Raw genomic sequence first — 25,389 nt, 5'->3', positions numbered from 1 at the left:
CCGGACAATTTGATATAGAAATTATACCAAGGTTAGCGGCGGTGAGGGGGAGAAAAAGCACGGTCGCAATGACCATGCCTTTTCCACAGTTAATCGACAGCTTCCAGCAGACCGTTACGCGAGCCAATCCGAGCGGGTGACCGCTTTTAACGGTCCGGCAGGCCGTTACGCAGGCCAATTCAAGCGGATGACCGCTTTAATGGTCCAACTGGCCGTTACGCAGGCCAATTCGAGCGTATGAGCGCATTTAACGGTCCAACAGGCCGTTACGCGAGCCAATCCGGGCGGATGACCGCTTTTAACGGTCCGACAGGCCGTTACGCAAGCCAATCCGGACCGCTGACCGCTTTTAACGGTCCGACAGGCCGTTACGCAGGCCAATTCGAGCGCATGAGCGCATTTAACGGTTTAGCAGACCGTTACGCGAGCCAATCCGGGCCGCCGACCGCTTTTAACGGTCCAGCAGACCGTTACGCGAGCCAATCCGGACCGCCGACCGCTTTTAACGGTCCGACAGGCCGTTACGCAGGCCAATCCGGACCGCCGACCGCTTTTAACGGTCCGGCAGACCGTTACGCAGGCCAATTCGAGCGCATGAGCGCATTTAACGGTCCAGCGGGCCGTTACGCAGGCCAATTCAAGCGGCTGATCGCTTTTACCGGTCCCACAGGCCGTTACGCAGGCCAATCCGGGCCACCGACCGGCTGCGTGATCCAAATTGGACTTTCGGAGCTGCCTCTATACGATCAGCTGCCCAGCAAGGCTTCTTCCGCGGCCCGTTTCCCTTGCGCGACGCAGTCCGGCAAGCCTACGGCCGCGAACGCCGCGCCGGTAGCATAGACTCCCGGCAGCTTCCGCGCAAGCTTGGCACGGAAATCGGCGATGGCTCCAACGTGCCCGACCGGATATTGCGGCATGGAGTGGCGCAGCCGCGTAATTTCGGCGAATTCCGGCGTCGCCTCCAGCCCCATCAAGTCGCGCAGATCGCCGCGCACGCCCGCAATCATCGCCTCGTCGTCCAGCTCGACGCCCCGCTCGTCGCCCGCGCGTCCGACATAGCAGCGGATCAACCGTTTGTTTTCCGGCGCCGTGTGCCGCCATTTCGCCGACGTCCATGTGCTCGCCGTGATCAGCCGATTTTCCCCGCGCGGCACGAGGAAGCCGGAGCCGTCGAGGTCGTGGCCGAAACCTGCCGCATCGTAGCCGAACACCACGTTGGCTACGGAGACGTAGCGGATCGCCGACAGCGCGTTAACGTCCGTATGCGCCTCCAGCAGCTCCGCCGCGGCGTAGGCCGGCAGCGTCACGACGACTTGATCGGCTTCGCACACCGTGCCGTCGAGCATGTGCAGCCGATATGCCGCCCCCTCGGATGAGGCCGACGCCTCCAGCTCCCGAACCTTCGCGCCAAGACGGATCTCTCCTCCCGCCGCCCGAATCTGCTGCTCCATCGCCTCGATTACCGTCGACAATCCATTTTTGAACGTCAGAAACACGCTGGCCGGAAGCTCGGGCGTCTCCTGCGAACGCGCAGCACCGCCCTCCTTCGCAGCCGCGGCGGCAAGCTGCGCCGCCCGGGTGCCCGCGATCAGGCTGCCATGCTCCTCGACCATCCGCTTGAACTGCGGAAATGTCGCCTCGAGCCCCAGCTTGTACAGATCTCCCGCATGAATGCCCGCCAGCAGCGGCTCGAAAACGCGCTCGACCATCTCCTTGCCCATCCGCCGCTCGAGGAACGTTCCGACCGGCTCATCGGCCGATTTTGTCCCTTCCTGCAGCTCCGTCCCCGCAGCCTCGGACAGCTCCGCCTCCTGCAAAGCCCGCCGCTTGCCTTCCTCGGACACCAGCTCCGTCTGCATAAACTTGTCGCCGTCCGTCGGAACGCCCATGACCAGCCCCTGCGGCATCGGCACGAGCCTGCCGTCCCGGGAAATATACGTCTTTTTCGCCTGCGGATTCGTACCCGTCAATTCTCCGATCAGCCCAAGCTCCTCGGCCAATCGGATCATCGGCAGCTTGCGCCCAAGGAAGGAATCGGGACCGCGCTCGATGACGAATCCGTCCCTGCGCAGCGTATTGACTCTCCCGCCAAGCCGGTCGGAGCCTTCCAGCACCGTTACCTCAACCGCTTCTCCGCGCTCCCCGGCCAGCTTAAGCAAGTAAAAAGCGGCGCTGAGGCCGGTAATCCCGCCGCCCAGCACCGCCACCCGGCGACTTCTATTCGTCATTGCCGTGTCCCCCGTTCGCCGCGCCGATCACCGATTCGGCCAACGCGGCCATATATTGCGGATCGTCGTTCAGCATGCGAATCCGCTCCAGGCGAATGCCTTTGTCCTCGGCAAACTTCTTCGCTTCGATATCGATATCGTACAGCACCTCGAGATGGTCGGACACGAAGCCGACCGGCGTCACCAGCACGGAGCGGACGCCTTCCGCCGCCAGCTTCTCAAGCGTCTCGAGAATGTCCGGTCCAAGCCAGGGCTGCCCGGTCTGGCCGGCGCTCTGCCAAGTGAACTGCCATTTGTCCACGCCCGCCTTGTCGGCCACCGTCGCCGAAGTCGCCAGCAGCTGATTCGCGTACGGATCGTTCAGCTCCAATATTTTGGCCGGAAGGCTGTGCGCGCTGAACAGCACCAGCGCATCTTCGCGGTCGTCGCCCAGCCGCGCCAGGCCCTCGCTTACGCGCCCGCTTAACGCCTCGATCAGCTGCGGGTGCAGATGGTACTCCTCGACGCCGCGGAAACGGATGCCCTGCTTCTCCGCTTCCTCGCGAGCCCGCTTCAAATAACCGCCAACGCTCATCGAAGAATACTGCGGCGTCAGCACGATGCCGACCGCCTCGCGTATGCCGTCCGCCGCCATCGCCGCGATGCCGTCCTCGATAAACGGCGCGGCATGCTTCAACCCTTGATAGCAGGCATAGGCTCCCTCTCCCGCCAGCTTGTCGAGCGTGCGCTGCAGCGCCTCCGCCTGTCTGTTCGTATTTTCGCGCAGCGGGAACACGCCCCCCACGATCGCCCGGTAACGGGAAGTTAAATCGTCCAATTGCTCCGCCGTCGGCGGATGTCCTCTGCGGATATGCGTATAGTAGGCTTCCACGCCTTCCAGGCTTTCGGGCGTTCCATAGGACATGACAAGCACGCCGATCGTTTTGTTGTCCGCGCTCATGCTTTGGCCTCCTCTGCCAGCTTCCGTTCGCTATAGCTATGTATGAAGTCCGTCAGTTGTTTCAGCTTGTCGAGCGACGCCTCCGGGAACAGCCCGTGCCCCAGGTTGAAAATGTAGCCCGGCTCGCGCATCCCCTCGTCCAGCAGCGCCTGCGCATGCTCGCGGATCACTTCGGACGGCGCGGTGAGCACGTAAGGATCCAGGTTGCCTTGAATCGCGTAACGGCCTCCGAGTCGGCGGCGTCCTTCCGCCAGCGGCACCCGCCAGTCGAGTCCGATGACGTCCGCCCGCAAACCGGTCAAGTGGGGCAGAAGCTCGCCGGAGCTGACGCCCGGAAAATAAATTTTCGGCACGTCCAGATCCGCCAGCGACGCGAAAATCCGTTCAATATGCGGCAGCACGAAAGTCTTGAAATCGCGCGGCGCAAGAGAGCCGACCCAGCTGTCGAACAGCTGCACCGCCTTGGCCCCCGACGCGATGTGCGCGCGCAAATAAGTCGCCGCCATGTCCGCCAGCTTGCCCATAAGGAGATGCCACGTCCGCGGGTCGCCGTACATGAGCTCTTTCGTGCGAATATACGATTTCGTCGGCCTGCCTTCTATCAAATAGCTGGCGATCGTGAACGGCGCGCCCGCGAAAGTGATGAGCGGCACCTCCAGCTCGCGGTCCAAAATACGAATCGTCTCCAGCACGTGCGGCAAGTCGCCCTCCGCGTCGATCGGCCGGAGCTTCTCCACATCGGCCGCGGAGCGCACCGGATTGTGAATGACGGGGCCGACGTCCTTCACGATATCGAAATCGATGCCGATCGAAGCGACGGGATTCATAATGTCCGAATACAGGATGGCCGCGTCGACGCCCAGCTTGCGAACCGGCATCAGCGTCACCTCGGCGGCCAGCTCGGGCTGCAGGCAAATTTCCAAAAGCGAATATTTTTCCTTGATTTTACGATAATCCGGATCGTAGCGTCCCGCCTGCCGCATGTACCATACGGGTATGCGCTCCACCGCTTCCCCCCTGCACGCTCGCAAAAACAGGTCATTCTTCACCATAAGCTTCCAGCCTCATTTATGTACCATTTTGGTTTTCATTGCTTTCATTATGCCCCTTTTGGCTTGCTCGAACAACTATTCCTCCCGAATGGAGTATGACAATAGTTTGACAATGCGTTTTTTGTCGCGCGTTGGACTATGGTATACTGGCTATGCACATGTCCGCATCGAGGTAGGTGTACATCATGAATCGCTGGAAAATCAATTTATACATATTAATGGTCGGCAACTTCCTCGTTATGGCGGGGATGACGATGATCATGCCTTTTCTGTCGCTTTACCTGCAGCAGGATTTGGGACTGACCGGCGAGCATGAGATCGGCGTATGGGCCGGAATTATCTTCGCCGCCAATTTCGTGACGTCTTTTCTGTTTCAACCGTTATGGGGCAAGCTGGCGGAGAAATACGGGCGGAAAATGATGCTGCTGCGCTCCGGCTTCGGCATGTCGATCGTGATGCTGCTGATGGGTTTCGCGACCGCGCCGTGGCACCTGCTCGTGCTGCGGATGATGAACGGGGTCATCTCGGGCTTTATGCCCGCGGCCGTCTCTCTGGTGTCGTCGTCGACGCCGAAGGAGCGAATGGGCTTCGCGATGGGCACGCTGCAGTCCGGAGGGACGGCGGGGGCGATTTTGGGACCTTTTATCGGGGGATTATTGGCGGACAATTTCGGCTTCAGGCCGATTTTTTACATAACCGGAACTTTGTTGTTTCTCGCCTCCGTCATTACGTGGATTCTCGTGCACGAGAAATTCGATCGCGCCGAGGCCGCCAAAATCGAACAGGTCAGCGTCTTGAAGGGCTTTCGCGAGCTGATCGTCATCCGCCAGCTGCCGGTGCTGCTTACCGTCACCTTCCTGATCCAGTTCGCCATGCTTAGTCCGATGCCGCTGATCCCGCTCTACGTGCAGCAGTTGCACGGCACCTCGGAAAATCTGGCGTTTTACGCCGGCTTCGTCGGCTCCGTCACCGGCATCTCCAATATGCTCTGCTCGCCTATACTCGGGCGGCTCAGCGACCGGATCGGAGCGATCCGGATTTTGCTCGTCTGCTTGGCCGGGTCCGCCGTCATGACGATTCCCCAAGCGTTCGCCGGTTCCGTCGGCATGCTGCTCGTCTTCCGGTTCCTGCTCGGCTGCTTCATGGGCGGGTTGATCCCGACCGTTAACGCGCTGGTGCGCCAGTATACGCCGGACGGCAAGGAGAGCCGGGCGTTCGGCTTCAACACGAGCGCGCTCAGTCTCGGCAATATGATGGGACCGGTCGTCGGCGGCGCCTTGTCCGGCTGGATCGGCATCGAGGGGCTGTTCATTATTTCCGGAGTGATGCTGTTCGTCACCTGCATATGGGCCACCCGCGCCCTGCGGCTTCGTCAAGGCGGGATCGCCAAATGATCATCGACGGATTCAGAGTAAAAAAGCATCTATCTCCCTCCGCTGCCATGCGATCCTGAAACGGGACGATAAACCCGTGATAAGGTGCTTTCAGGAACGTATGAGGCCGTCTCCGGGAGATAGATGCTTCTTCGTTTTGCCATCGCTCATCCTTCAGCTTAATCGTCGTTACTTGAGCTCGTTCAGGCGCTCCTCCAGACGATCCCAAGTTTCGGTGATACCCTCCAGCATGCCCATATCCATCACGGTCTTGAGCGATTCCGCCGACACATACTCCCCGTAGCTGACCAGCTTCGTCCGGCCGTCGCCCAGATCGATGAACTCCAACGTGACGTCGGTTGACGGCATCTCGTCGTTGGAGTTGCCTTCCGCATCCGAGAAATAATCCGTATAGACGATTTTCTCCGGCTCGATCATTTCCTTATAGATGGCTTTGCCCCAAGACTCCATTCCGTAAAAATCGCCCTGGCTCCGATCGACGCATTTCATACAGTAATGCCACACGCCGCCGGGACGAAAATCGACCGTGCACACCGGAATCTCCCAGCCCTTCGGTCCCCACCAATGCCTCAAATGATCGGCTTCCTTAAACATCGCGTACACGAGCTCCCGCGGCGCGTCGAACACGCGCTCCAGCACAAGCACCTTATCGTTTTCCACTCTCGAAACCATTGCGTTCCCGGACATTGCGTTTCCTCCTTGAAAGGGTATTCTCGCGGCTCAAAACCGTTATTGTTTTTCCTTGTTCTGCAGCTCTCGCAAATAATCGTCCAGCTTGTCGAATCTCTCTTCCATAATGCGTCGGAACGATTGGACCCACGATTCCAGCGCCTGGAAGGGGGCGGGCCGCAGCTTGTAAATTCTGCGATTGGCTTCCGCCTGCACGTCCACGATCCCGCTCTCGCTCAAAATTTTCAGATGCTTCGAAGCCTGGGGCTGGCGAATTTCCAGCCGATCGGCGATTTCGCCCACGGTCAGAGGACCTTCGCGCAGCAGCTCGACGATCCGCTTGCGATTCGGTTCGGCCAACGCGCTCAGCATCGCCGTATCCATGTCCGGAAGATTTCCTGACATGTCGTTCACCTCGTTAACGTTAAGGTATCCGGTGTGTCTCCCCACCCCTTCTTCACCGTAGTCGATTTCCTTTCGACTCGAATATACCATTAAGAGAATATTCCTGTAAAGGAATATTTATAATTAAATCATTTAAGGAGACCGCAGCGGCTGTTCTCTTACCGGAATGTCGAAAAAAACCGGAAGCGATCTTTAAGATCGGCTTCCGGCCGCGCCTATCGTTGACGTGCGTTATTCGAACTTGACGAGGAAATAGTTTTTCTTTCCTCTGCGGATAACGGCGTATTTGCCGTGCAGCCGGTGCTCGCGCGTCAGTACGAAATCAAGAGCCTGCTCGCGCCGGCCGTTCAAGTATACCGCGCCTTTCTCGATGTCCTCGCGCGCCTGGCGCTTTGACGGAGCGGCCTTCGTCTCGAGCAGCAGCTCGAGCAGCGGCGATTCCTCCTGGCCGGCGATGACCGTCGTCGGCATATCCTGCAGCGCCTCCACCAGCTCCGCTTCGCTCAGCTGCGTCACGTCGCCCGAGAACAGCGCCTGCGTAATCTTCTCCGCGCTGACAACCGCCTCTTCTCCGTGAACCAGCTTCGTCACTTCGCGAGCGAGCTCGCGCTGCGCGGCGCGCTGCTCCGGACGCTCGGCCAGCTCCCGCTCCAGCTCGGCGATCCGCTCGCGCTCCAGGAACGTGAAGTATTTCAGGAATTTGACGACGTCGTTGTCGTCCGTATTGATCCAGAACTGGTAGAAGGCGTAGACCGACGTTTTGCTGCGGTCGAGCCAGACGGCGCCGGATTCGGACTTGCCGAATTTCTTGCCGTCGCTCTTCGTCACGAGCGGCAGCGTCATGCCGTATGCCTCGCCTCCGCCCATTTTGCCGATCAGGTCGAGCCCTGCCGTAATGTTGCCCCACTGGTCGCTTCCTCCAACCTGGAGCGAGCAGCCGTGATCGGTCAGCAGCTTGTAGAAGTCGTACGACTGCAAAATCATGTAGCTGAACTCGGTGAAGGAAATGCCGTTAGCCAGGCGCGAGTCGACCGAATCTTTCGCCAACATGTAGTTGACGGTGAAGTTTTTGCCGATGTCGCGCAGGAACGTAATCAGGTCGAGCTGGCCTAACCAGTCGTAGTTGCTGACCAGCTTGGCCGGATTGTCCGTTCCTTCGAAGTCAAGGAAACGGGACAGCTGATCCTTCAGCCGCTCCGTCCACAGCGCGACCGTGTCGGCGGTGTTCAAGGAACGCTCGGTCGAACGTCCGCTCGGATCGCCGATCATCCCGGTGCCTCCGCCGACGAGCGCGATCGGCTTGTGGCCGGCTTTCTGGAAGTGGCGCAAAATGAGAATCGGCAGCAGATGGCCGATATGCAGGCTGTCCGCCGTCGGGTCGAAGCCGCAGTACAGCACGATCGGCTCCTTGCCCAGCTTCTCCTGCAAGCCGTCGCGGTTGGTGGACTGGTAGATCAAGCCCCTGTATTCGAGGTTGTCCAGCAGATTTTGATCCAGATTTGTCATGTTAAAGTCTCTCCCTTAAATAGGTTAGGCGGGCGTCGCGGCGCCCGAAATCAAAAAAGACCCGTCCTGTCGTAAAGACAGGGACGAGTCATCGCGGTACCACCCTATTTGAGCATGCGCCGGAAAAGCCGCATCCTCCGCTCCAGCCCGATAACGGCAGGCCTCCGTCTTGTCCTTCCGCGCCGGCGCGGGTTCGGAACAAAATACTCCGGGACGTAATTCGCCATCCGCACGCGTACCGGCTTGCATCGACCGCCGGCTTTCTGCAACGCGCAACGCGAACGCTACTGTTTCCCTTCATCGCTTTCGCTTATTGGTTTGTTTGCACCACTTTATAATAAAGGGGAAGCCTTTGTCAAGCACCTGCCTTGCGATAAAAAAACAGGGGCAGCTTCCTACGTATAAGCGTATAAGAGAGGATCGATGGACAAGAAGAAGCATCTAGCTCCCGGAGACTGCCTCATACGTTCCTGAAATCACCTTACCACGGGTTTATCGTTCCCATTTCAGGATCGTATAGCAGCGGAGGCAGATAGATGCGACTTGCCACATTCCATCGATCGTCTTTTGTTACGCCTCTACTTACTTAGGAAGCAGCAGCTGTTTCACGCATAATGGCAGGCCGCATAATGGTTCGGACGGGTTTCCCGGAATGCAGGGACCTCCGCCGCGCATTTCTCCGTCGCCAGCGGACAGCGGGTGCGGAACGGACAGCCGCTCGGCGGGCTGACCGGGCTCGGCAAGTCGCCTTTGAGCACGATGCGCTCCTTGCTCTCTTCCACGTCCGGGTCCGGAACCGGAATCGCCGACAGCAGCGCACGCGTATACGGATGCTGCGGATGGGCGTACAGATCCTCGCTGCGCGCCAGCTCGACAATTTTGCCCAAGTACATAACGGCAACGCGGTCGCTCATATATTTGACCATCGACAAGTCGTGCGCAATAAACAGATAGGTCAGCCCCATCTTCTTCTGCAGCTCAATCAGCAGGTTGATAATTTGCGCCTGGATCGATACGTCGAGCGCGGAGATCGGTTCGTCGCAGATCATAAACTGCGGATTCACCGCCAGCGCGCGCGTGATGCCGATCCGCTGCCGCTGGCCGCCGGAAAATTCGTGCGGATAACGCGAAGCGTGCTCGGCGTTCAGGCCGACCCTCTCGAGCAGTTCCTCGACCCGGCGTTTCCGCTCGGCTCTGCTGCCGGCGAGTCCGTGCAGGTCGAGGGCTTCGCCGATAATGTCCAGAATCGTCATCCTCGGATTCAAGGATGCGTAAGGGTCCTGGAACACCATTTGCATTTTGCTGCGGTAAGCTTTGAACTTGGATTTCGACAGCTTCGCAATATCCGTGCCGTCGATGAAGACGCTGCCGGCCGTCGGCTCGTAGAGTCGAATAATCGTGCGGCCCGCCGTCGATTTGCCGCAGCCGGATTCCCCGACCAGCCCCAACGTTTCGCCCTTCTGGATAGAAAAGCTGACATCGTCGACGGCCCTTAAAATACGATGATTGCCCAGATCGAAATATTTGCGCAAGCCCGCGATTTCGATAAATGCTTTGCTCATACGCTCGCCTCCTTGCCGCCGGCCGAACCCGCCCGCTTCGCATAAGGATGCTGCAGCCAGCAGCGAACCGCCTGCGTTCCGCTGATTTCCGTAAACTCCGGAACGACGGTTTCGCAAATTCGCATCGCCTCATCGCAGCGGCTGCAAAACCCGCAGCCCTCCGGCGGCTTGATCAGATCCGGCGGCGTGCCGAAGATCGGAATAAGCGGCTCGTCCTTCGCCTGGTCCAGGCGAGGCAAGGACTTCAGCAGCCCTTTCGTATACGGATGCTGCGGGTTGTTGAAAATTTCCCGCTTCGTCCCCGTCTCCACGACCTGTCCCGCATACATCACGATAACGCGATCGCAGATGTCGGCGACGATGCCCAGATCGTGCGTGATCAGTATGATCGAGGTTTTCATTTTCTGCTGCAAATCCTTCATCAAGCTCAGAATTTGCGCCTGAATCGTCACGTCGAGAGCGGTCGTCGGCTCGTCGGCGATCAGCAGCGACGGATTGCACGCGAGCGCGATCGCAATGACGACCCGCTGGCGCATCCCTCCGGAAAATTGGTGCGGATACTGCTTCAGCCGCGTTTCCGGGTTCGGAATTCCGACCGTTCTCAGCAGCTCGATCACCCGTTTTTTCGCTTCTTCTCCGCTCAGCTTCTGATGCTGGAGCAGGCCCTCCATAATCTGCTTGCCGACCGTCATCGTCGGATTAAGCGAGGTCATCGGGTCCTGGAAGATCATTCCGATCTTGTTGCCCCGCACCTTCTGCATGTCCTTCTCGGAGAGCGTAAGCAGATCCTGGCCGTCCAGCAGCACTTGACCTTGCTTGATTCTGCCCGGAGGCGTCTGAATCAAGCGCATGATCGTCTGCGCGGTTACGCTCTTGCCGGAGCCGGATTCGCCTACGATGGCGACCGCCTCTCCTTCCTTGATCCGAAGGCTGACGTCCCGGACGGCTTGCACTTCTCCGCCGTATACGTCGAACGATACGCTGAGATTTTTGACGTCCAGCAGCGTTCTGCCGGCGTTGGGGGTAGATTTCATGAAGGCCGAGACCTCCTTTCCCTATGCTGCGTCTATTTTTTCAGCTTCGGATCGAACGCGTCGCGCATTCCGTCTCCGAACACATTAAAGGCAAACATCGTCAAACTAAGGAAAAATGCCGGGAAAAACAGTCTCCACGGATAGATCGTCATCGATTTGACCCCGTCGTTGATCATCGTTCCCCATGAAGCGACCGGCGACTGGACGCCGAGACCGAGAAAGCTCAGGAACGCTTCAGTGAAAATCGCGCTCGGCACGGTCAGCGTCATCGTGACGAGAATCGGGCCCATCGCGTTCGGGATCAAATGGCGGAAAATGATGCGCATCGCGCCTGCGCCCAGCGCTTTCGAGGCCAGCGCATATTCCTGGTTTTTCAGCTGCATGATTTGACCGCGCACGATCCACGCCATGTTGATCCAGCCGGTAATCGACATGGCCACAATAATCGTAGTCAAGCTCGGCTCCATGACGACAAGCAGCAGAATGACGACGAGCAGGTAGGGAATGGCATACAAAATTTCCGCGAAGCGGTTCATCGCTTCATCCACTTTGCCGCCGTAATAGCCCATAATGCCCCCATAGATGATGCCGATAAACAAATCGATCAAAGCGGCCGCGAAGCCGACGAAGAGAGAGACCTGCGCGCCTTTCCACGTTCTGGCGAACAGATCGCGTCCAAGCTCGTCGGTGCCGAACCAGTGGTCCGCGCTCGGCGGCAAATTCGTTTTATCCAAAAAGTTCGTGTAATGGTTGTGCGGATAGAGCAGCGGCGCGAATACCGCGAACAGCACGACAACGACCATGATCCAGAAGCCGGTCATCGCCAGCTTGTTGCCGTACAGCCGCATGCGAATGTCCTGCCAGGCGGTCAACCGTTTGCGCTCGATCCTCTCGGCTTCCCCGGAATCCCGGCGGAGCGGCTGAAACATCTCCGGGCGCATCGCGCCCGTCTTGGAATCTTTCTGCAGCAAGGTTATTTCGCCACCTTTCCGCCTGACATTCTAATGCGCGGATCGACCAATACGTAGGCGATGTCCGCCAGCAAACGGCTGACCATCAGAATAACGGCATAGAAGATCGTAATGCCCATAATGAGCGGATAATCCCGGTCGGAGACGCTTTGCACGAAAAACTTGCCGAGTCCGGGAATCGCGAATATTTTTTCGATGACGACCGATCCGGTAATGACGTTGGCCATCAGGAAACCGAGGAACGTCACGACGGGCAGCATCGAATTGCGCAGCGCGTGACGCCACACGATCAGATGGCCGGCCAAGCCTTTGGCCTTCGCGGTCTTGATAAAATCGGCGTTTAATACTTCTATCATGGTTGAGCGGATCAACCGGGCGATAAAGGCGATCGAAGTGGACGACAACGCGATTGTCGGCAGCACGTAATCGAGCGGCCCGTTTAATCCGGCCACTTCGAACGCCGGAATTTTCACGGCTAAGACGTATTGCAGGAGCGGCGCCAGCACCAGACTCGGGACGGATAAGCCGATGACGGCTATAATCATCGCGAGATTGTCGAGAAATTTGCGGTGATACATCGCCGCGATAATGCCCAGCGCGCAGCCCGCCACCACGGAGGTGATTACGGATACGAGGCCGAGCTTCAACGAATACGAGAAGGAATCGGCAATGATTTTGTCCACCGCTTGAAACTTCTTTTTCATCGAGATGCCCAGGTCGCCCTGAACGAGATTTTTCAAGTAGATGCCGTACTGGACGATAAGCGGCTTGTCCAGGCCGTAATACGCTTCCAGGTTTTTCTGAATCGTTTCGCTTGTCGCTTTTTCCGTCTGCAGCGGACTGCCCGGCACGGCGTTCATCAGAACGAACGTCGCCGAGACCAGGCAAAACAACGACACCAGCATAAAAACGAATTTTTTCGAGATATAACGAATCAAGCTTCTTCACCCGCCCGTTCTGCCTTGATTATGCAACCAAAAGGGATGTCCAAAGACCAAGCAAGCTGCTATGAAAAATAATCGATGAACAAGTGATAAGGTGCATATACCTCCTTCCGATGCTATACGCTCCTGAAATGGGAATGGTTAACCCGTCAATGGGTGATTTCAGGAGCGTATGAGGCATTCTCCAGGAGGTATATACCCCTTCTTTGTTATCGATCGTCTCAAGCGACTCTACTTAAGGGACAGCCCCTTCGGGTCGTGGATTTTTACGGTTATGCGTTTAGCTCTTTTTGCCGAATGCCCAATCCAGGTGACCTGCATAATTGGAGACGACGTCCTCGAAGCCGTCTTTTTTCATCGTGACCGTCGTGTAGTAATAGATCGGCAGAACGGCCATGTCGTCGGCGATCGCGGTTTTTTCCGCTTGCGCGATCAGATCCAGACGTGTTTTCTCGTCCGGCGCGGCAATGGCGTCGTCCAACGCTTTACCGACCGACGCGTTGTCGTATTTGCCGTCGTTGTTCAGAGATTTCGGGTGAATCAGGTCGTAAGAGAAGTTGATCGCATGGTTGAAGTCGGCGCCCCATCCGGAGCGGGCGATGCCGAACTGGCCGGCGTCTCTCGTCTCGAGGAACGTGCCCCACTCCTGGTTGGACAGCTTCACTTCAACGCCGAGGTTTTTGCGCCACATGTCGACGACCGCTTCCGCGATCGCTTTGTGTCCTTCGTTCGTGTTGTACAGCAGCGTCGTTTCCGGGAACTTGTCCAGTCCGTCTTCCGCCAGCCCTTCCGCGAGCAACTTCTTCGCTTCCTCCAGGTTTTCGGTGAAGTAGCCGTTATCCGGATACATTTCACGGAAGTTTTTGCCTTCCAGACCGCCAATGCTGGGCGGAATCAGAGCGAAAGCCGGAGTCTGGTTCGCCTTCGTCACGTTGTCGATGATCGCTTGACGATCGATCGACATCGCGAACGCTTTGCGAATTTTAACATTGTCAAACGGCTTTTGCTGCGTGTTGAACAGATAATAGTAAGTGGAGGCGATTTCCTTGATCTCCGCCTTGCCGTCCTCTACGAGCTGAGGCACGCGGTCGCTTGGCACGGAGCCCGCTTGCGCGCCGATCCAGTCGATCTTGTTCGTCTCGAACAGGTTGTATACCGTGGAGTCGTCCTCAACCAAGGAGATGGTGACCGTGGTGAAATTGACTTTGGACGCATTGTAATAGTCCGGGTTTTTCGTCAAAACGAGCTTGTCGCCGTGGGCCCATTCCTTAAGCAGGAACGGTCCGTTGGACACGATCGTCTTGGCGTCGGCCGCCCATTCCGGCTTGCCGTCCACGGAAGCCTGATGAACCGGCCAATATGTGTAATGGGCGATCAAGCTGTTGAAATAAGGCGTAGCGGATGCGAGCTTGACTTCCAGCGTCGTCGCGTCCAGCGCTTTGACGCCGACTTCGTCCTCGGTCGCTTCTTCGGAGTTGTATTTCTCGCCGTTCTCGATATAGAAGAGCATGTAGGCATATTCGGAAGCCGTGGCCGGATTCAAAGCCCGCTTCCAGGAGTATTCGAAGTCGTTGGCCGTAACGGGATCGCCGTTGCTCCACTTTGCGTCGTCGCGCAGCTTAAACGTGTACGTTTTGCCGTCGTCGGACACCGTCCACTCCTTGGCGATCGCCGGCTCCGGCACGCCTTCCGGGTTCAGACGGGTAAGTCCGTCGTACAAGCCGGAAGCCACGATCGACGATTGAGCGTCGGTCATAAGCGCGGGATCCAGGCTGGGCGGCTCGCTGGCCAGCGTGAAACGGAACTCCTGTTGGGTTGCCTGGCTTTCCGTCTCGCCGGCGGACGGCGAAGCCGAGCCGTTGTTTTTGTTATTGTTGCTGCAAGCTGCCAGCAGCGAGCCGGCAAGCGCGACCGCCATCGCAGTCGAAAAAATTTTCTTGTAATTCATGATTTTACCTCCCCGTTTTAATTAGAATATTTTCTCTGAAGCGGCGCCATTCTATGCATGCTTCGCTCTCCGCAAACTTCGTCGAAATTTGCTTCGAAATTCCCAGTCCTCCTTCCGCCATAAACGAAAGTTCATTTCAATTACTCTTGAATGTTCTGGAACAAATGACATCTTACTATGTTTGTCATGTTCTAGCAATGAGAGTTTATGGAATTGTCAGTTTTATGTCATATATAATTACATATATATGACAGGAAACGCTTACAATACTGGTTAAACATTTATATATTCGTATAAACATTCATTGATTCTGATAACGATGTAAAAAAGGAATAATTAAAAGTGAACGAATGTCCATAAAAAAGGGAAATTATTGCATAAAAGGAGGGTGAATAGGGGGTTGATTAGCAAAATACTAACTAAATTTCGGATTTTGCTCAATAAATGTTATGCATCTGTAAAAAAGAGCCCTTTCACGGTCCGTGCGGACCGTTCAAGAGCTCTTCGTTCCGGCTTAATCGGGCATTCCGGAGAGGACGCGAGCCAGAGCCAATCCGTCAAAAGCCGACAAATGAACGCCCTGCAGGCGCTCGTCCCGCGCAATCGTCTGGTTAAAATGTCTCATTGCGCGAGCCGAGGGTCCCTGCCTCGTCTCGTCGATCGTTTTCCCTCCGAGCAGCGTATTGTCGGCCGCAATGACGGCTCCGCGATTCGCCAGCGCGATGCATGCTTCCAGGTAATGCGGGTAGTTCTCCTTGTCCGCGTCAATAAAGAAGAAATCAAACCGCGCGCCCTCCCGCTTCAGCTCCTCCAGACTTGCGGCAGCCTCTCCGACCCGATACTCGGCCTTGTCTCCGAGACCGGCCGCCGTCAGATTCTCCCTGGCCAGCTCCGCGTACTCGCGCTTCAGTTCAAGAGAGACCAGCCTGCCGTCTTCCGGCAGCGCGCGGGCGAGACAAATTCCGCTGTATCCGCCCAGGGCCCCGATTTCCAGCACCCGCCGGGCTCCCGTCGCCGCAACCAAAAAGGTGAGCAGCCTTCCGTAACCGGCCGCCACCGAAATGTCGCGCATTCCTTCCGCTTGCAAGCGCTCGGCAACCCGTTCGAGATCTCGATCGCTTTCGTATAGACTGTCGAAATACGTATTCGGCGTCCATTCTCCCATTGTCCATTCCTCCATATAGACGTCTGCGGTCCCGATTCGACCGAACGTTTTTTTATGATCATTTTATCACAAAGTTTGTAAATCTCCTCCAGGGGAGCTATACTATTTTTTACTTCTACTTTACAAATGAAAATTAGGAAGACAACGGCGAATGACGCCGTTGGAAAGGAAGTGCGATATGCTGTCAAAGCTGCGATCGGCCGGTGCCGGTCGAATCAGCCGAAGTTGGAACGCGTTCAAATCATGGCCTGTTTGGGGGATCTTGCTGCTCGTCGCCGCGATGGGGTACAAATTAAACGAACTGGACCACCAGTTCAACGTCGGCGGAATGAATTACTGGAAATGGGCGGTAAACTTCGGGGCGGTCCTCCTCGTGTCCTTCTGGACGGTTTTCCTGGGCGTGCGGGCAAGGGCGGTCGGCTTGGCCGTTCTGGACGCGGTCCTGTCCTTCTTGATCTTCGCCGATCTGATTTATTTTCGTTATTTCAAGGACTTCATCTCGGTGCCGGTTCTGCTGCAGGCCGGCCAAGTCGGGGAGCTGCAGGAGAGTATCTGGAGCCTGACGCAGCCGGGAGACTGGATCTACTTCGCCGATCTTCCGATCGCCTTCGCCCTGGCCGGATGGATGCTGTGGAAGCATTCGGCCAAGCGGAAGCGGGCGGCGGCATCCGAGCGGATTGCCTATCGGTCCCGAATCGGGTTCCTCTGGCGCAAGCTGCTTCCCGCCTCCCTCGTCTTCGTCGTCGGCTGGGCGCTCGTCTATTATCCGGTCGAGGAGCAGAAGAACGGCTGGGCGAGCGGTTTGTTCGTCGGCAACTGGTGGAACGTGCCGATCTATAACGTAACGGGACTTCTCGGCTTTCACGGCTACGATACCTACCGTTACGCCAAGGAGCATTGGTTCGGTGCCAAGCTGTCGGAGGAGCAAATCCAGGAAGCCAAGTCCTGGTTCGAGGACAGACAGCAGCTGCAAAAGCAAATGGAGTCCGAGCCGATGTTCGGCCAATACGCGGGCAAAAACGTGCTGATCGTGCAGGCGGAGGCGTTCCAGACGTTCGTCCTCGGCCAATCGATCGGCGGCGAGGAAATTACGCCGAACTTGAATCGCCTGATTGAACAAAGCCTTTATTTTCCGAACTTCTACCATCAGACGGCGCAAGGGCGGACTTCGGACGCGGACTTCCTGACGAGCTGTTCGATGCATCCGATGCCGACAGGCTCCGTATTCGTCCGTTTCGCGGGCAACGAGTTCGACTGCGCCGCGGGCATTCTGCAAAACCTGGGCTACGACACGACGGTGCATCATGCTTACGACGGAAGCTTCTGGAATCGCAACAACATGTATCATAACATGGCGTACGATCAGTTCTATACCCTTAAAGACTATCAGATCGACGAGCCGATCGGCTGGTCGCTCGGCGACGAATCGTTCTTCCGCCAGACGGTCGAGCAGCTCAAGGAACGCAATCGGTCGCCGTTTTATGCCATGACCATTACGCTCTCCAGCCATCATCCGTTTAAACTGCCCTACGTCAACCAGGAGATGAACACGGGCGAGCTGTCCGGAACGATTATGGGCGATTATATCCAGGCGGCCCGCTACGTCGATTCGGCCGTCGGCAAGCTTGTTCGCGATCTGCAGGACGAGGGCTTGTGGGACGATACCGTGCTTCTGTTCTACGGCGACCACGACAACTCCGTATACGATTGGAGTCTGTACGAGAAGTTTTTCGGCCGGCCCGTCTCCGAGCTGGATAAAGACCGGATCGTCCGGCAGGTGCCGTTCCTCATCCATCTTCCCGGCGACGAACAGGTCGGCGTCGTGGAGAAAGCCGTCGGGCAGATCGACACGCTGCCTACGCTGATGCACTTGCTCGGAATTCCGACGCAAGACCGCTATTTGATGGGAATCAGCATGCTGTCCGAAGCGCCCAAATCGGTTGTGTTCCGCAACGGCGGCTTTACCGACGGGAAGGTGTACTTCATCCCGAGCGCCGACGGCTTGATCGAGAACGGCAAGTGTTATTCCCTCGAAGGCGAGGAAGCGGCCGAAATCGATACCGCCGCCTGCGCCGAAGGCGCGGAATCCGCGAAACGGGATTTAAGCGTATCGGACACGACGATCGAGAACGATCTGCTGCCCGTCTTCCGGCAAGAGGACGGCGGCTTCTAACGAACTCGTCCCGCCGAGCATAGGAGGCTGCCTCTTTGCAGAGTCGATTCAGATAAGCAAAGGCCATTCCGCGATCATCTCCCGATGGTCGGCGGAATGGCCTTTGCATGTCCCGTCAGCGTTTGACGTACCGGCTTGCCTTGTCGATCACTTCGTCCTCCGTGGGCGCCGTCACGTAACGGCCGTTGATGAAGACGAAGGCGTAGCGGGCGCAAGGACCGCAGTAAGATTTGCACGCCACCTTGATTTCGGTGCCGGGAGCCATCTTCTGCAGCTTGGGCAGCATCGTCTTGGCCCGGATATGCTTGCACTTGTCGCAGATCCGGATATCGTTCCGGGACGCGGCTCGCTCTTGGTCAGTGGTCTCCATGGTTCCCCTTGCCCGGATTCGTAATGACGAATCCTTCCTCCGGAAAATAAAGATAATCGATCTTGACGCCGTCGAGAAACTCCTCTCCCTTGGTCAGGATGACGTCGATGCCCTTATCCGTCGATACGACTTCGTCGCCGTCGGTCGGCTTGGCCATATCCATGCCGTAGTGCGCATGGTCTCCGTGACTATGCGTAACGAACACTTTAAGCTTCATTTCGGCGTTCTCGGGCTTGTCCAGCTCTTGACGCAGCACCTTCGCCGCATTGCGGGTAATTTTACAGTTCATCCGTCGTTCACTCCCGTCAGGTTCTCCGTTCTATTGTAATGAGTTTGCTGTCGGAAAACAAGAAGCCGGCTCATCAGCAAACAGAGCCGGCACCGAACGATTATCGGCGGAAGTCGGGCTGTCATAAGCATGGAGCAAGCTCCGCGCCGTCGCCCCTTGCTAACGAGACGGCCTCGGTCGCCGGTCTCCCGGCCGAGCGCGTCTTAGCGGGGCCCGAAGCCTTGCGGTCCGTAGGCTTGGCCGGGATTGCGGGCGGGAGCCTGGACCGGATACGGCGGATAGCCATACCCTTGGAAAGGCCGGCCCGCTTGATCGGCCTGCTGCGGCTGAACCTGCCGAATCGGCGAAGCTGCGGCTCTGGCGGAATGGACTTTGACCTGCTGATCCTTCTTGCAGTTCGCGGAGGGACCGATATAGGTCGTCGCTTGCAGCGGCGCGAAGGTCGCCTTCACCTGCGCCTCGTCCAGACAGTACGTATGCGCCCATACGCTGGCGGGGGTCAGACGCAAAATATCCGAGCCGAAAATCGCCTCCGGAATCGGAGCGTCGAAAATCGCCAGCAGATGCGTATTGTCGACAGTGGCGATCTCGTAATGCCACCAGCCCTGCGGAACGTTCGCGACCTGACCGGGCTTGATCGCAAAATTCATCAGCTTAAGCGAAAAGGGGTTGATAAGCGAAACGACGGCGGACCCGGAAATGCAATAGACGAGCTGCGACGCATTCTGATGAATGTGCGGTTCGACGACATTGCCCGTGCTTAAAAAAATGTCCAGCAAGGAGTAGTTGCCCAGCGTGTTCAAATCCTTGATCGACAGACGGTTGATGTAATTGCGGTCGTCTTTCTTAAAAAACACGTCGTTCCTGAGATCAAAGGTAAACTGGGCATCCGGCGACGCATAATCCATATAGGAAATAGCCAAAAAACGTTCACGCCTCTCTATGGCAGCTTGAAAAATCTATAAAGAGTATATGCAAGCGCCCATAGAGGGGTTCATAAGCCGTATTTGCGTTCCATCGCACGCGCGTACCACACGGCGGCGACCGCGGTGAACGCCGCGTCGTCGATCGGCATCAGCGGCATAAAATCGGGCAATATCCAATAGAGAAGCACCGGAACGACGAAAATCAGCTTATCCTTCGGCGACACCCGATCCGATCGTAAAATTCGCCATACTCGCGAGGGAACGCGAGTCCATACCGCCAATCCGGATTTGCGGGCCATGAGAGACGCTCCTTTCCTGCAAGCGGAAGCTTTCTCTCAGTGTACCCTGCCTATCCTTCCTTCAATCAAGCGCGGGAGCGCAATCCAGCGCCTCCGCCAGCAGCCTGGCGATATCGTCGTACAGCTCGTCGGCCGCTTCCGGCGGCAGCGGATTATGCCCCCACCCGGCCTCGACCGTAAAGCCTGGACGGCCGAACCGATCGATAAACCAATCCTTGTACCCCGCGTCGCTGCCCTCCAAATACACGGCCCGGTAACCCGCCGCTCTCGCCATCCGCGCGGCCCATTCCCGCGACTCCGGCGGCTCCCCCCCGCGGTAATTCCAATAAATCTCCTCGCCCTGCGTATGGAGCGCCAGCACGGCATGAAAGTCGCGGCGTTCCGTGAACTCCGCCAGGGCGGCCGCTTCCGGCTCGCTCAGCGGCCTCTCCCCGGAGTAGTCGCGGGGAGCAGGGCCTTCCGCGGCGCGGCGAACCCGTTCCTCCTCCCAGTGCGCCGGAAACTGGTCGTTCAGGTCGACGCCCCTGGCGTTCGCCTTCCACCGGCGAAACTGCCCGGAGCCCCGGTTCCAGCGCAGCAGGTCCCAATAATAAGGATGATCCGCCGTCAAGCCCCGCTGGACGAGCTCCACGCCGTCCGGATTGAGCATCGGAACGATCCAGAGCGTACATCGCGCGAACAGGTCCTTCGCCGATTTGCCCCAGAAAGCTCCGCCCCGCGCATAACTGTTCGCGTAGTCTCGGGCAAACCTCATCAGCAGCACCGACGTGATCCACTCGTTCGCATGGCACGCGCCGTTAAAATGCCACCGGTAATCCCCGTTTCCCAGCCTGAAATACGGGATCGGCCGGCCCAGCGAACTGCTGCCGATCGATCCCGCAACGACAAACGGGTATTCGCGGGTTAGAGCCCGCACCTCCGCCTCCAGCCTTTCCGGTCCGTAATCCGAATTCGCCGAGCTGTCCGCCATCGCGATTCCTCCCTTTGTCGGAGATGGTAATCATGTATGCGCGCCATGCTCGGCTTATGCTCATTTTACAGGCGGCTCCACTGCCGCCCCGACGGCTCGCCGCCATGCCGGTTCACCGACCGATGCGCGGAAACTGCCATACGACGGGGGCTAAGCGAATTTGCTCGTCAAGCCAGTCCTCAGCGATCCTCCTGAATTTCCGGGGATCTCCGCTGCAGAAAAACCGGTGAAGCGGAGTCTCCTCCTCGCCGGCAAGATCGTTGCTTTTCCTCAGCACATCCTGAATTTCCCTCGCGGTTTCCTCCGCCGAATTGATCAGATGAACCTCGGGTCCCATTACCCGAGAAATGCAATCGGTCAAAAACGGATAATGCGTACAACCGAGAATCAAGCAATCCATCTTCGAGCCGCGAAGCGGGGACAGCGCATGCGCGACGATCTCGGACGCGCGCGCCGAACGGAAATTCCCGTCCTCGACCAGCGGCACGAACGAAGGGCAGGCGCGGCTGACGACTTCGACGCGGGAAGACAGCCGCTTTAACGCCGCCTCGTACGCCCCGCTCCTCACCGTTCCTTCCGTGCCGATCACGCCGACGATGCCCGATCTCGTGCGTCCGACCGCCGCCCGCGCGCCGGGATTGATGACGCCGATGACCGGTATCGGGACCCGGTCGCGGATTTCCTCCAGCGCCGCCGCGGTAGCCGTGTTGCAGGCGATCACGATCATCTTCGGTTTGTACTGGATCAGATAGTCGACGATTTCGCGCGTAAAAGCAGCGATCTCTTCCGCCGCTCTAGGTCCGTAGGGGGCTCTCGCGGTGTCGCCGAAATACAAAATTCGCTCACGGGGCAGCTGACGCATCACTTCCTTGACGACGGTCAGCCCCCCCACTCCGGAGTCGAGAACAGCGATCGCTTGCTGCACAGAAACACCGCTTTCTTCTTTGTGGTGAGGCCGTTCAGATTACATTATGAGGACGAAGAACAAATGGTTCCCTCCGCGCGCACGGCGAAAAACCGCCCTGCGGGAGCGGGCGGCTTCTGGCGAGCGATTCGTAGAGCATCCTTGGCGTTCCTCGGCGTCCGAAAAATCCGAGAACGGCCGATCCCGGCGCTTCGATCGATGACGACTGGCGCTTCGTTACAGTGCGGCCGCGTTATCCTCTTCCTGCTCGGAAGGCAGCGCGTCCGTCTCCGCTTCCGCGGTCTCCTGGCCTCGGCGGGAACGAATATCCGTAATCAGACCGGACGTGCGCTTCGCTAACGACTGCACGGCCGAACCGGCTTGGCGGCCGATATCGGCCGTCTTCTCTCCGACCTTCTGCGCCGTTTCCGCCAGGTCTCCGCGCAGCTCGCGTCCCGATTTCGGAGCCAGCAGCAGAGCGGCGACCGCGCCCGTCACGGCGCCGGCCAGAGCCCCCCACAAAAACGACTTCGCGGCTTTCTTCTCTGCCATCTTTTCTCACTCTCCCTCTGATTGATCCGCACCCGTCTCCGGGCTGCGACATTCGGCGGACGAAGAGCGGCTCCGGTCGCGGCGGCTCTTCCAAACGGACCGCAGCAAACGAACCCACTCGACCGGCTCCGCCGCTTCGCCGGCTTGCTCCTCCCCGGCCGTCTGCCGGAAAGGAGCGGCCAGGCAATCGCGGTACAGCTCGGTCAAGCGTACCGTCGTCTTCGCGGCGGTATGAACGGCCTCGCCTAACGCCCGCGCCCCCTCCGCGAGCGAAGCGAAGCCTTCCAGGCCTTCCCTGGTCACGGCAAGCGTCTCCCTAGCTTCCTCCGCCAAGCTGCCGCAGCGGCGCAAGGACGCTTCCGCCTCCTTGCCCACGGCGTCCGCCGTACGTTCCAGCCTTCGTACCGATCTGGACAACGACGCCATCGCGAACACGATCGCCGCCGCAACGGCCAGCGCCGCCGCCGCGACCCCGTAACCCGCCACCTGCCATGCCATCGGCTTCCCCTCCGTCCGCCGCCTCACCCGGGCGAATGCCCATGCGGTTAATACAATATAAGTAACGGCAGCCTGTCTTGACACAGCGGACAAGCATAAATATTCGCGCAAATTCACAGAGCGATTTTGCGGATAAGGCTATCTTCTGAATATCGTCGGCTTACGGGGGTAGGTGGAGTAGAGTCGCGTGGTGGGCTTATGGCGGATGTTACGGGAGATGCAGGTGGAATAGAGCCGTGTGGCGGGCTTATGGAAGATGTTGCATTTCCGGAAATCCTTGAAGACATTCTTACAGTCGGCGAAAGCGATGCAATAAGCATGCGACCTTGATTTAGTTCCCGTTGTACGATTTTTTCGACTAACGCCCACTGTTTGAGTCTGATTCGAGTCACGTTATTCGATTTTTTCGACTAACGCCCGCTGTTTGAGCCTGATTCGAGTCGCGTTAATCGATTTTTTCGACTAACGCCCGCTGTTTGAGCCTAATTCGAGTCACGTTATTCGATTTTTTCGACTAACGCCCACTGTTTGAGCCTAATTCGAGTCACGTTAATCGATTTTTTCGACTAACGCCCGCTGTTTGAGCCTGATTCGAGTCACGTTAATCGATTTTTTCGACTAACGCCCGCTGTTTGAGCCTAATTCGAGTCACGTTATTCGATTTTTTCGACTAACGCCCACTGTTTGAGCCTGATTCGAGTCGCGTTATTCGATTTTTTCGACTAACGCCCACTGTTTGAGCCTGATTCGAGTCGCGTTATTTGATTTTTTCGACTAACGCCCGCTATTTGAGCCTGATTCGAGTCACGTTAATCGATTTTTTCGACTAACGCCGGTCTTTTTCATAGCTTCATAGAGCGCGCGCTCGTGTACGTAAAACGGAGCTGCAGCCGTAGAAAGCAAGGTTTCCAATCGCTTGGAAACCTTGCGGGGCAATCCCAGCTTTTAACGCTGCTTAAATCAATTCTTTCTCCAAATAAGCTTCCACCTGGTCGGAGAAGCCCATGAGCACTCTCGGGAGAGCCGGAGTAAGCGGATGAAGCTCATGACGAGGCCAGCGGTCGTATTCCTGCACAAGCGTCTTGCGGAGCAGAACGAGACTGCGCAGAGGCTCCGCCGACTCCTGGGAGATTACGCCTTCTTCGGCGATAATATCGATAATATCCTCGTAGCTGCTGGCGTCCCTCATAATGAAGCCGTCGATCAGGGCGTGGCCGACATCCGTCGCGATCTCCGCCGCCAGATGAAGCGCGCGCTCCTGCGCGAGCCCCTCGGTCAACCCGCCGGTCCACGACACCGTCGCCGCCGACAACGCCTGGGCAAGCTCGGGAAGACAGGCGAGACGGCGGCGAATGTAGGTTACGTTAACGTCGTACATCGGGCAAATCTCCCCCCCGTCATTTCTTCTTGCTGCGCCCTCTGCGCTTCAGCCACAGGATCATGATCAACGCGCTGACGATAATAACAACGACGTACGTGCCCATCTCGAACACGTCTCTCATGTCGGACAGGTCGTTTTCCGCCAGCGTAAGCATCGAATCAGCTCTCATAATCGACCGCGACCGAGGCTTCCCGAACCGCGGTCATATGCTCGATGACTTTTTGGTGCACGGGGTGCACCTGGTACGCGTCAAGCCCTTCGAGCGAATCGAACTTCGTCACCAGAGCGATATCGTAGGAACGCTCGGAATGAAGCACGTCCTTGCCCACTTCCAGGTGACGGAGCACGTCGATTTTGCCCTCCATGTCCCGCAGCACTTGAGCCGTACGCTCGACGCTCTCGGGACTCCGATCCTTCAGCTTAAAAAAGACGATATGAGTTATCATTGTTTCCCATTCCTTTCTTATCATGAGGGTATCGCCCATCGCGCATACTAGACGGTAAACAGCGAAAGGGGCATGCACGCGATATGCGCTATCCTTTTACCGGAATATGTACGCTCATCGGTCTTGCGCTTTGCCTTTTCAACTCGACCGGTTACGATCCCCACAATCTGTTCCTGATGATGTTCAGCGTTCCGATGTGGTTCGTCGAACTGTTCGCCGATCTGCACAGCGTCAGCGTATGGCTGATGTACGCGCTTACGGTGCTCAGCTGGGCCTTAATCGGTTATTTGATCGATCTGGGCGTCTCCCTGACCCGTTCGCGCGCGAGAAGCCGGGCCTGAGGCTGGAAAAAAGGAGCCTGACGGCTCCTTCTTCTTCTATTCGACGATCAGCTTGGAAATCATCGTGGCGTGCCCCTGACCGCACATAATGGAACAGTGCAGCTCGTAAGTGCCCGGCTGGTCGAACGTAACTTCGGTTTCCGGATTGTCCTTGTTCAGCTCAATGCCCAATCCGACGAACTCGACGCCGTGACTGCCAAGCGTATTGGAGAACTTCACCTTGTAGCTGGTACCGGCTTTAACTTTGTACTCCGCCTGGTCGAATTCGAAGTTTGTCGCTTTGATTCTGAGCAACTCCTGGCCTTCCGCCAAAGTTTCCTCTTTCGGTCTCTCCGGCATCGCGGTCGCCAGCAAGTAGACTCCCATCGCGCACGCGATCGTCACCAATGCGGACATGATCCATTTGTGCATTGTCTGCTCCC

Annotated in this window: 28 protein-coding genes and 1 other annotated feature; of the genes, 4 read left to right on the top strand and 24 right to left on the bottom strand. The window is 57.6% G+C overall.

Annotated elements, in window-relative coordinates; translation table 11 throughout:
• Positions 1-237 precede the first annotated feature (237 nt).
• Positions 238-840 (top strand): hypothetical protein, encoded by a 603-nt coding sequence (locus ACFFT4_RS24765; protein ID WP_378051624.1) that lies wholly within the window; start codon positions 238-240, stop codon positions 838-840.
• Here ACFFT4_RS24765 and hemG read toward each other — a convergent pair.
• The 3 genes from hemG to hemE are packed head-to-tail and all read right to left on the bottom strand — an operon-like array spanning position 747 to position 4,220.
• A complete protein-coding gene (gene hemG, locus ACFFT4_RS24760; protein ID WP_378051623.1) occupies positions 747-2,228 on the bottom strand; it encodes a protoporphyrinogen oxidase in 1,482 nt (493 codons plus the stop codon). The genes ACFFT4_RS24765 and hemG overlap by 94 nt on opposite strands.
• Entirely contained in the window at positions 2,218-3,168 is a 951-nt protein-coding gene (hemH, locus tag ACFFT4_RS24755) for a ferrochelatase (RefSeq protein ID WP_378051621.1), read from the bottom strand. The genes hemG and hemH overlap by 11 nt, the downstream gene beginning before the upstream one ends.
• On the bottom strand, positions 3,165-4,220 hold the full coding sequence (hemE, locus tag ACFFT4_RS24750) for a uroporphyrinogen decarboxylase (RefSeq protein ID WP_378051620.1): 1,056 nt from the start codon (positions 4,218-4,220) through the stop codon (positions 3,165-3,167). Before hemE ends, hemH begins: the two co-directional genes overlap by 4 nt.
• Before the next feature lie 185 nt (positions 4,221-4,405).
• On the opposite strand from hemE, the gene ACFFT4_RS24745 reads away from it, so the two are divergent.
• Positions 4,406-5,614 (top strand): MFS transporter, encoded by a 1,209-nt coding sequence (locus ACFFT4_RS24745; RefSeq protein ID WP_378051618.1) that lies wholly within the window; start codon positions 4,406-4,408, stop codon positions 5,612-5,614.
• A 168-nt stretch (positions 5,615-5,782) separates the two neighbouring features.
• On the opposite strand, the gene ACFFT4_RS24740 is transcribed toward ACFFT4_RS24745, so the two are convergent.
• The 9 genes from ACFFT4_RS24740 to ACFFT4_RS24700 all read right to left on the bottom strand — a co-directional run bounded on the left by ACFFT4_RS24740 (position 5,783) and on the right by ACFFT4_RS24700 (position 15,818).
• Positions 5,783-6,301, bottom strand: a complete 519-nt coding sequence (locus ACFFT4_RS24740) for an SRPBCC family protein (protein WP_378051617.1) — start codon at positions 6,299-6,301, stop codon at positions 5,783-5,785.
• Positions 6,302-6,343: 42 nt separating this feature from the next.
• Positions 6,344-6,688 (bottom strand): ArsR/SmtB family transcription factor, encoded by a 345-nt coding sequence (locus ACFFT4_RS24735; protein ID WP_378051616.1) that lies wholly within the window; start codon positions 6,686-6,688, stop codon positions 6,344-6,346.
• A 231-nt stretch (positions 6,689-6,919) separates the two neighbouring features.
• On the bottom strand, positions 6,920-8,194 hold the full coding sequence (gene tyrS / locus ACFFT4_RS24730) for a tyrosine--tRNA ligase (protein ID WP_378051615.1): 1,275 nt from the start codon (positions 8,192-8,194) through the stop codon (positions 6,920-6,922).
• A gap of 76 nt (positions 8,195-8,270) precedes the next feature.
• Positions 8,271-8,504 (bottom strand) — a binding site (T-box leader).
• A gap of 295 nt (positions 8,505-8,799) precedes the next feature.
• Positions 8,800-9,756, bottom strand: coding sequence for an ABC transporter ATP-binding protein (locus tag ACFFT4_RS24725; RefSeq protein ID WP_378051613.1), 957 nt, complete (start codon positions 9,754-9,756; stop codon positions 8,800-8,802).
• Positions 9,753-10,790 (bottom strand): ABC transporter ATP-binding protein, encoded by a 1,038-nt coding sequence (locus tag ACFFT4_RS24720; protein ID WP_378051612.1) that lies wholly within the window; start codon positions 10,788-10,790, stop codon positions 9,753-9,755. The genes ACFFT4_RS24725 and ACFFT4_RS24720 overlap by 4 nt, the downstream gene beginning before the upstream one ends.
• A 32-nt stretch (positions 10,791-10,822) precedes the next feature.
• Entirely contained in the window at positions 10,823-11,731 is a 909-nt protein-coding gene (locus ACFFT4_RS24715) for an ABC transporter permease (protein ID WP_378051641.1), read from the bottom strand.
• A 32-nt stretch (positions 11,732-11,763) separates the two neighbouring features.
• Positions 11,764-12,699: an ABC transporter permease gene (locus ACFFT4_RS24710; RefSeq protein WP_378051611.1), complete on the bottom strand. Its 936-nt coding sequence runs from the start codon at positions 12,697-12,699 to the stop codon at positions 11,764-11,766.
• A gap of 286 nt (positions 12,700-12,985) precedes the next feature.
• Positions 12,986-14,653, bottom strand: a complete 1,668-nt coding sequence (locus ACFFT4_RS24705) for a peptide ABC transporter substrate-binding protein (RefSeq protein ID WP_378051610.1) — start codon at positions 14,651-14,653, stop codon at positions 12,986-12,988.
• Between the two features lie 514 nt (positions 14,654-15,167).
• Positions 15,168-15,818 carry an O-methyltransferase gene (locus ACFFT4_RS24700; protein WP_378051609.1) on the bottom strand — a complete coding sequence of 217 codons (651 nt, stop codon included), beginning with the start codon at positions 15,816-15,818 and terminating at the stop codon, positions 15,168-15,170.
• A gap of 178 nt (positions 15,819-15,996) precedes the next feature.
• Here ACFFT4_RS24700 and ACFFT4_RS24695 point away from each other — a divergent pair, with 178 nt between their 5' ends.
• Positions 15,997-17,991 carry an LTA synthase family protein gene (locus ACFFT4_RS24695; RefSeq protein ID WP_378051608.1) on the top strand — a complete coding sequence of 665 codons (1,995 nt, stop codon included), beginning with the start codon at positions 15,997-15,999 and terminating at the stop codon, positions 17,989-17,991.
• Between the two features lie 115 nt (positions 17,992-18,106).
• On the opposite strand, the gene ACFFT4_RS24690 is transcribed toward ACFFT4_RS24695, so the two are convergent.
• The 11 genes from ACFFT4_RS24690 to ACFFT4_RS24640 form a co-directional block, all read right to left on the bottom strand.
• Entirely contained in the window at positions 18,107-18,361 is a 255-nt protein-coding gene (locus ACFFT4_RS24690; protein ID WP_378051607.1) for a YuzB family protein, read from the bottom strand.
• Complete coding sequence (locus ACFFT4_RS24685) at positions 18,348-18,650, bottom strand: iron-sulfur cluster assembly accessory protein (protein WP_378051605.1); 303 nt, start codon at positions 18,648-18,650, stop codon at positions 18,348-18,350. Before ACFFT4_RS24685 ends, ACFFT4_RS24690 begins: the two co-directional genes overlap by 14 nt.
• A gap of 203 nt (positions 18,651-18,853) precedes the next feature.
• Entirely contained in the window at positions 18,854-19,573 is a 720-nt protein-coding gene (locus ACFFT4_RS24680) for a cupin domain-containing protein (RefSeq protein WP_378051603.1), read from the bottom strand.
• A 71-nt stretch (positions 19,574-19,644) separates the two neighbouring features.
• On the bottom strand, positions 19,645-19,875 hold the full coding sequence (locus ACFFT4_RS24675; RefSeq protein ID WP_378051602.1) for a hypothetical protein: 231 nt from the start codon (positions 19,873-19,875) through the stop codon (positions 19,645-19,647).
• A 61-nt stretch (positions 19,876-19,936) separates the two neighbouring features.
• The gene (locus tag ACFFT4_RS24670; protein ID WP_378051601.1) at positions 19,937-20,845 is read right to left on the bottom strand and encodes a M14 family metallopeptidase; all 909 of its coding nucleotides are present in this window, start codon (positions 20,843-20,845) and stop codon (positions 19,937-19,939) included.
• Between the two features lie 112 nt (positions 20,846-20,957).
• The gene (racE, locus tag ACFFT4_RS24665) at positions 20,958-21,770 is read right to left on the bottom strand and encodes a glutamate racemase (RefSeq protein WP_378051600.1); all 813 of its coding nucleotides are present in this window, start codon (positions 21,768-21,770) and stop codon (positions 20,958-20,960) included.
• Positions 21,771-21,986: 216 nt separating this feature from the next.
• The gene (locus ACFFT4_RS24660; protein WP_378051598.1) at positions 21,987-22,301 is read right to left on the bottom strand and encodes a YtxH domain-containing protein; all 315 of its coding nucleotides are present in this window, start codon (positions 22,299-22,301) and stop codon (positions 21,987-21,989) included.
• A gap of 6 nt (positions 22,302-22,307) precedes the next feature.
• Positions 22,308-22,799 (bottom strand): hypothetical protein, encoded by a 492-nt coding sequence (locus ACFFT4_RS24655; RefSeq protein ID WP_378051597.1) that lies wholly within the window; start codon positions 22,797-22,799, stop codon positions 22,308-22,310.
• Between the two features lie 955 nt (positions 22,800-23,754).
• Positions 23,755-24,177: a DUF86 domain-containing protein gene (locus tag ACFFT4_RS24650; protein WP_378051596.1), complete on the bottom strand. Its 423-nt coding sequence runs from the start codon at positions 24,175-24,177 to the stop codon at positions 23,755-23,757.
• A 19-nt stretch (positions 24,178-24,196) separates the two neighbouring features.
• Positions 24,197-24,334: a hypothetical protein gene (locus ACFFT4_RS24645; protein WP_378051594.1), complete on the bottom strand. Its 138-nt coding sequence runs from the start codon at positions 24,332-24,334 to the stop codon at positions 24,197-24,199.
• Positions 24,335-24,338: 4 nt separating this feature from the next.
• Positions 24,339-24,626 carry a Dabb family protein gene (locus ACFFT4_RS24640; RefSeq protein WP_378051592.1) on the bottom strand — a complete coding sequence of 96 codons (288 nt, stop codon included), beginning with the start codon at positions 24,624-24,626 and terminating at the stop codon, positions 24,339-24,341.
• 83 nt (positions 24,627-24,709) lie between these two features.
• On the opposite strand from ACFFT4_RS24640, the gene ACFFT4_RS24635 reads away from it, so the two are divergent.
• Positions 24,710-24,967 (top strand): hypothetical protein, encoded by a 258-nt coding sequence (locus ACFFT4_RS24635; RefSeq protein ID WP_378051591.1) that lies wholly within the window; start codon positions 24,710-24,712, stop codon positions 24,965-24,967.
• Between the two features lie 36 nt (positions 24,968-25,003).
• Here the strand turns inward: ACFFT4_RS24635 and ACFFT4_RS24630 are convergent, their stop codons facing one another.
• Positions 25,004-25,378, bottom strand: a complete 375-nt coding sequence (locus ACFFT4_RS24630) for a cupredoxin domain-containing protein (protein WP_378051589.1) — start codon at positions 25,376-25,378, stop codon at positions 25,004-25,006.
• Positions 25,379-25,389 lie beyond the last annotated feature (11 nt).

It is taken from the genome of Cohnella cellulosilytica, from assembly GCF_042431195.1.
Taxonomy (GTDB): domain Bacteria; phylum Bacillota; class Bacilli; order Paenibacillales; family Paenibacillaceae; genus Cohnella; species Cohnella cellulosilytica.
The sequence above is the reverse complement of the archived record's forward strand: the minus strand, read 5'-3'. Positions and strand labels throughout refer to the sequence as shown.

What these genes read in the sequence shown, in the direction of transcription:
- ACFFT4_RS24745 (WP_378051618.1), top strand. Translation starts at nt 4,406, where the DNA reads ATGAATCGCTGGAAAATCAATTTATACATATTAATGGTCGGCAACTTC.
- ACFFT4_RS24725 (WP_378051613.1), bottom strand. Translation starts at nt 9,756, where the DNA reads ATGAGCAAAGCATTTATCGAAATCGCGGGCTTGCGCAAATATTTCGAT.
- ACFFT4_RS24690 (WP_378051607.1), bottom strand. Translation starts at nt 18,361, where the DNA reads ATGGAGACCACTGACCAAGAGCGAGCCGCGTCCCGGAACGATATCCGG.
- ACFFT4_RS24675 (WP_378051602.1), bottom strand. Translation starts at nt 19,875, where the DNA reads ATGGCCCGCAAATCCGGATTGGCGGTATGGACTCGCGTTCCCTCGCGA.
- hemH (WP_378051621.1), bottom strand. Translation starts at nt 3,168, where the DNA reads ATGAGCGCGGACAACAAAACGATCGGCGTGCTTGTCATGTCCTATGGA.
- hemE (WP_378051620.1), bottom strand. Translation starts at nt 4,220, where the DNA reads ATGGTGAAGAATGACCTGTTTTTGCGAGCGTGCAGGGGGGAAGCGGTG.
- ACFFT4_RS24720 (WP_378051612.1), bottom strand. Translation starts at nt 10,790, where the DNA reads ATGAAATCTACCCCCAACGCCGGCAGAACGCTGCTGGACGTCAAAAAT.
- hemG (WP_378051623.1), bottom strand. Translation starts at nt 2,228, where the DNA reads ATGACGAATAGAAGTCGCCGGGTGGCGGTGCTGGGCGGCGGGATTACC.
- ACFFT4_RS24700 (WP_378051609.1), bottom strand. Translation starts at nt 15,818, where the DNA reads ATGGGAGAATGGACGCCGAATACGTATTTCGACAGTCTATACGAAAGC.
- ACFFT4_RS24765 (WP_378051624.1), top strand. Translation starts at nt 238, where the DNA reads ATGAGCGCATTTAACGGTCCAACAGGCCGTTACGCGAGCCAATCCGGG.
- ACFFT4_RS24640 (WP_378051592.1), bottom strand. Translation starts at nt 24,626, where the DNA reads ATGATAACTCATATCGTCTTTTTTAAGCTGAAGGATCGGAGTCCCGAG.
- ACFFT4_RS24655 (WP_378051597.1), bottom strand. Translation starts at nt 22,799, where the DNA reads ATGGCATGGCAGGTGGCGGGTTACGGGGTCGCGGCGGCGGCGCTGGCC.
- ACFFT4_RS24650 (WP_378051596.1), bottom strand. Translation starts at nt 24,177, where the DNA reads ATGTACGACGTTAACGTAACCTACATTCGCCGCCGTCTCGCCTGTCTT.
- tyrS (WP_378051615.1), bottom strand. Translation starts at nt 8,194, where the DNA reads ATGACAAATCTGGATCAAAATCTGCTGGACAACCTCGAATACAGGGGC.
- ACFFT4_RS24740 (WP_378051617.1), bottom strand. Translation starts at nt 6,301, where the DNA reads ATGTCCGGGAACGCAATGGTTTCGAGAGTGGAAAACGATAAGGTGCTT.
- ACFFT4_RS24735 (WP_378051616.1), bottom strand. Translation starts at nt 6,688, where the DNA reads ATGTCAGGAAATCTTCCGGACATGGATACGGCGATGCTGAGCGCGTTG.
- ACFFT4_RS24670 (WP_378051601.1), bottom strand. Translation starts at nt 20,845, where the DNA reads ATGGCGGACAGCTCGGCGAATTCGGATTACGGACCGGAAAGGCTGGAG.
- ACFFT4_RS24695 (WP_378051608.1), top strand. Translation starts at nt 15,997, where the DNA reads ATGCTGTCAAAGCTGCGATCGGCCGGTGCCGGTCGAATCAGCCGAAGT.
- ACFFT4_RS24715 (WP_378051641.1), bottom strand. Translation starts at nt 11,731, where the DNA reads ATGCGCCCGGAGATGTTTCAGCCGCTCCGCCGGGATTCCGGGGAAGCC.
- ACFFT4_RS24660 (WP_378051598.1), bottom strand. Translation starts at nt 22,301, where the DNA reads ATGGCAGAGAAGAAAGCCGCGAAGTCGTTTTTGTGGGGGGCTCTGGCC.
- ACFFT4_RS24630 (WP_378051589.1), bottom strand. Translation starts at nt 25,378, where the DNA reads ATGCACAAATGGATCATGTCCGCATTGGTGACGATCGCGTGCGCGATG.
- ACFFT4_RS24705 (WP_378051610.1), bottom strand. Translation starts at nt 14,653, where the DNA reads ATGAATTACAAGAAAATTTTTTCGACTGCGATGGCGGTCGCGCTTGCC.
- ACFFT4_RS24645 (WP_378051594.1), bottom strand. Translation starts at nt 24,334, where the DNA reads ATGCTTACGCTGGCGGAAAACGACCTGTCCGACATGAGAGACGTGTTC.
- ACFFT4_RS24685 (WP_378051605.1), bottom strand. Translation starts at nt 18,650, where the DNA reads ATGAACTGTAAAATTACCCGCAATGCGGCGAAGGTGCTGCGTCAAGAG.
- ACFFT4_RS24635 (WP_378051591.1), top strand. Translation starts at nt 24,710, where the DNA reads ATGCGCTATCCTTTTACCGGAATATGTACGCTCATCGGTCTTGCGCTT.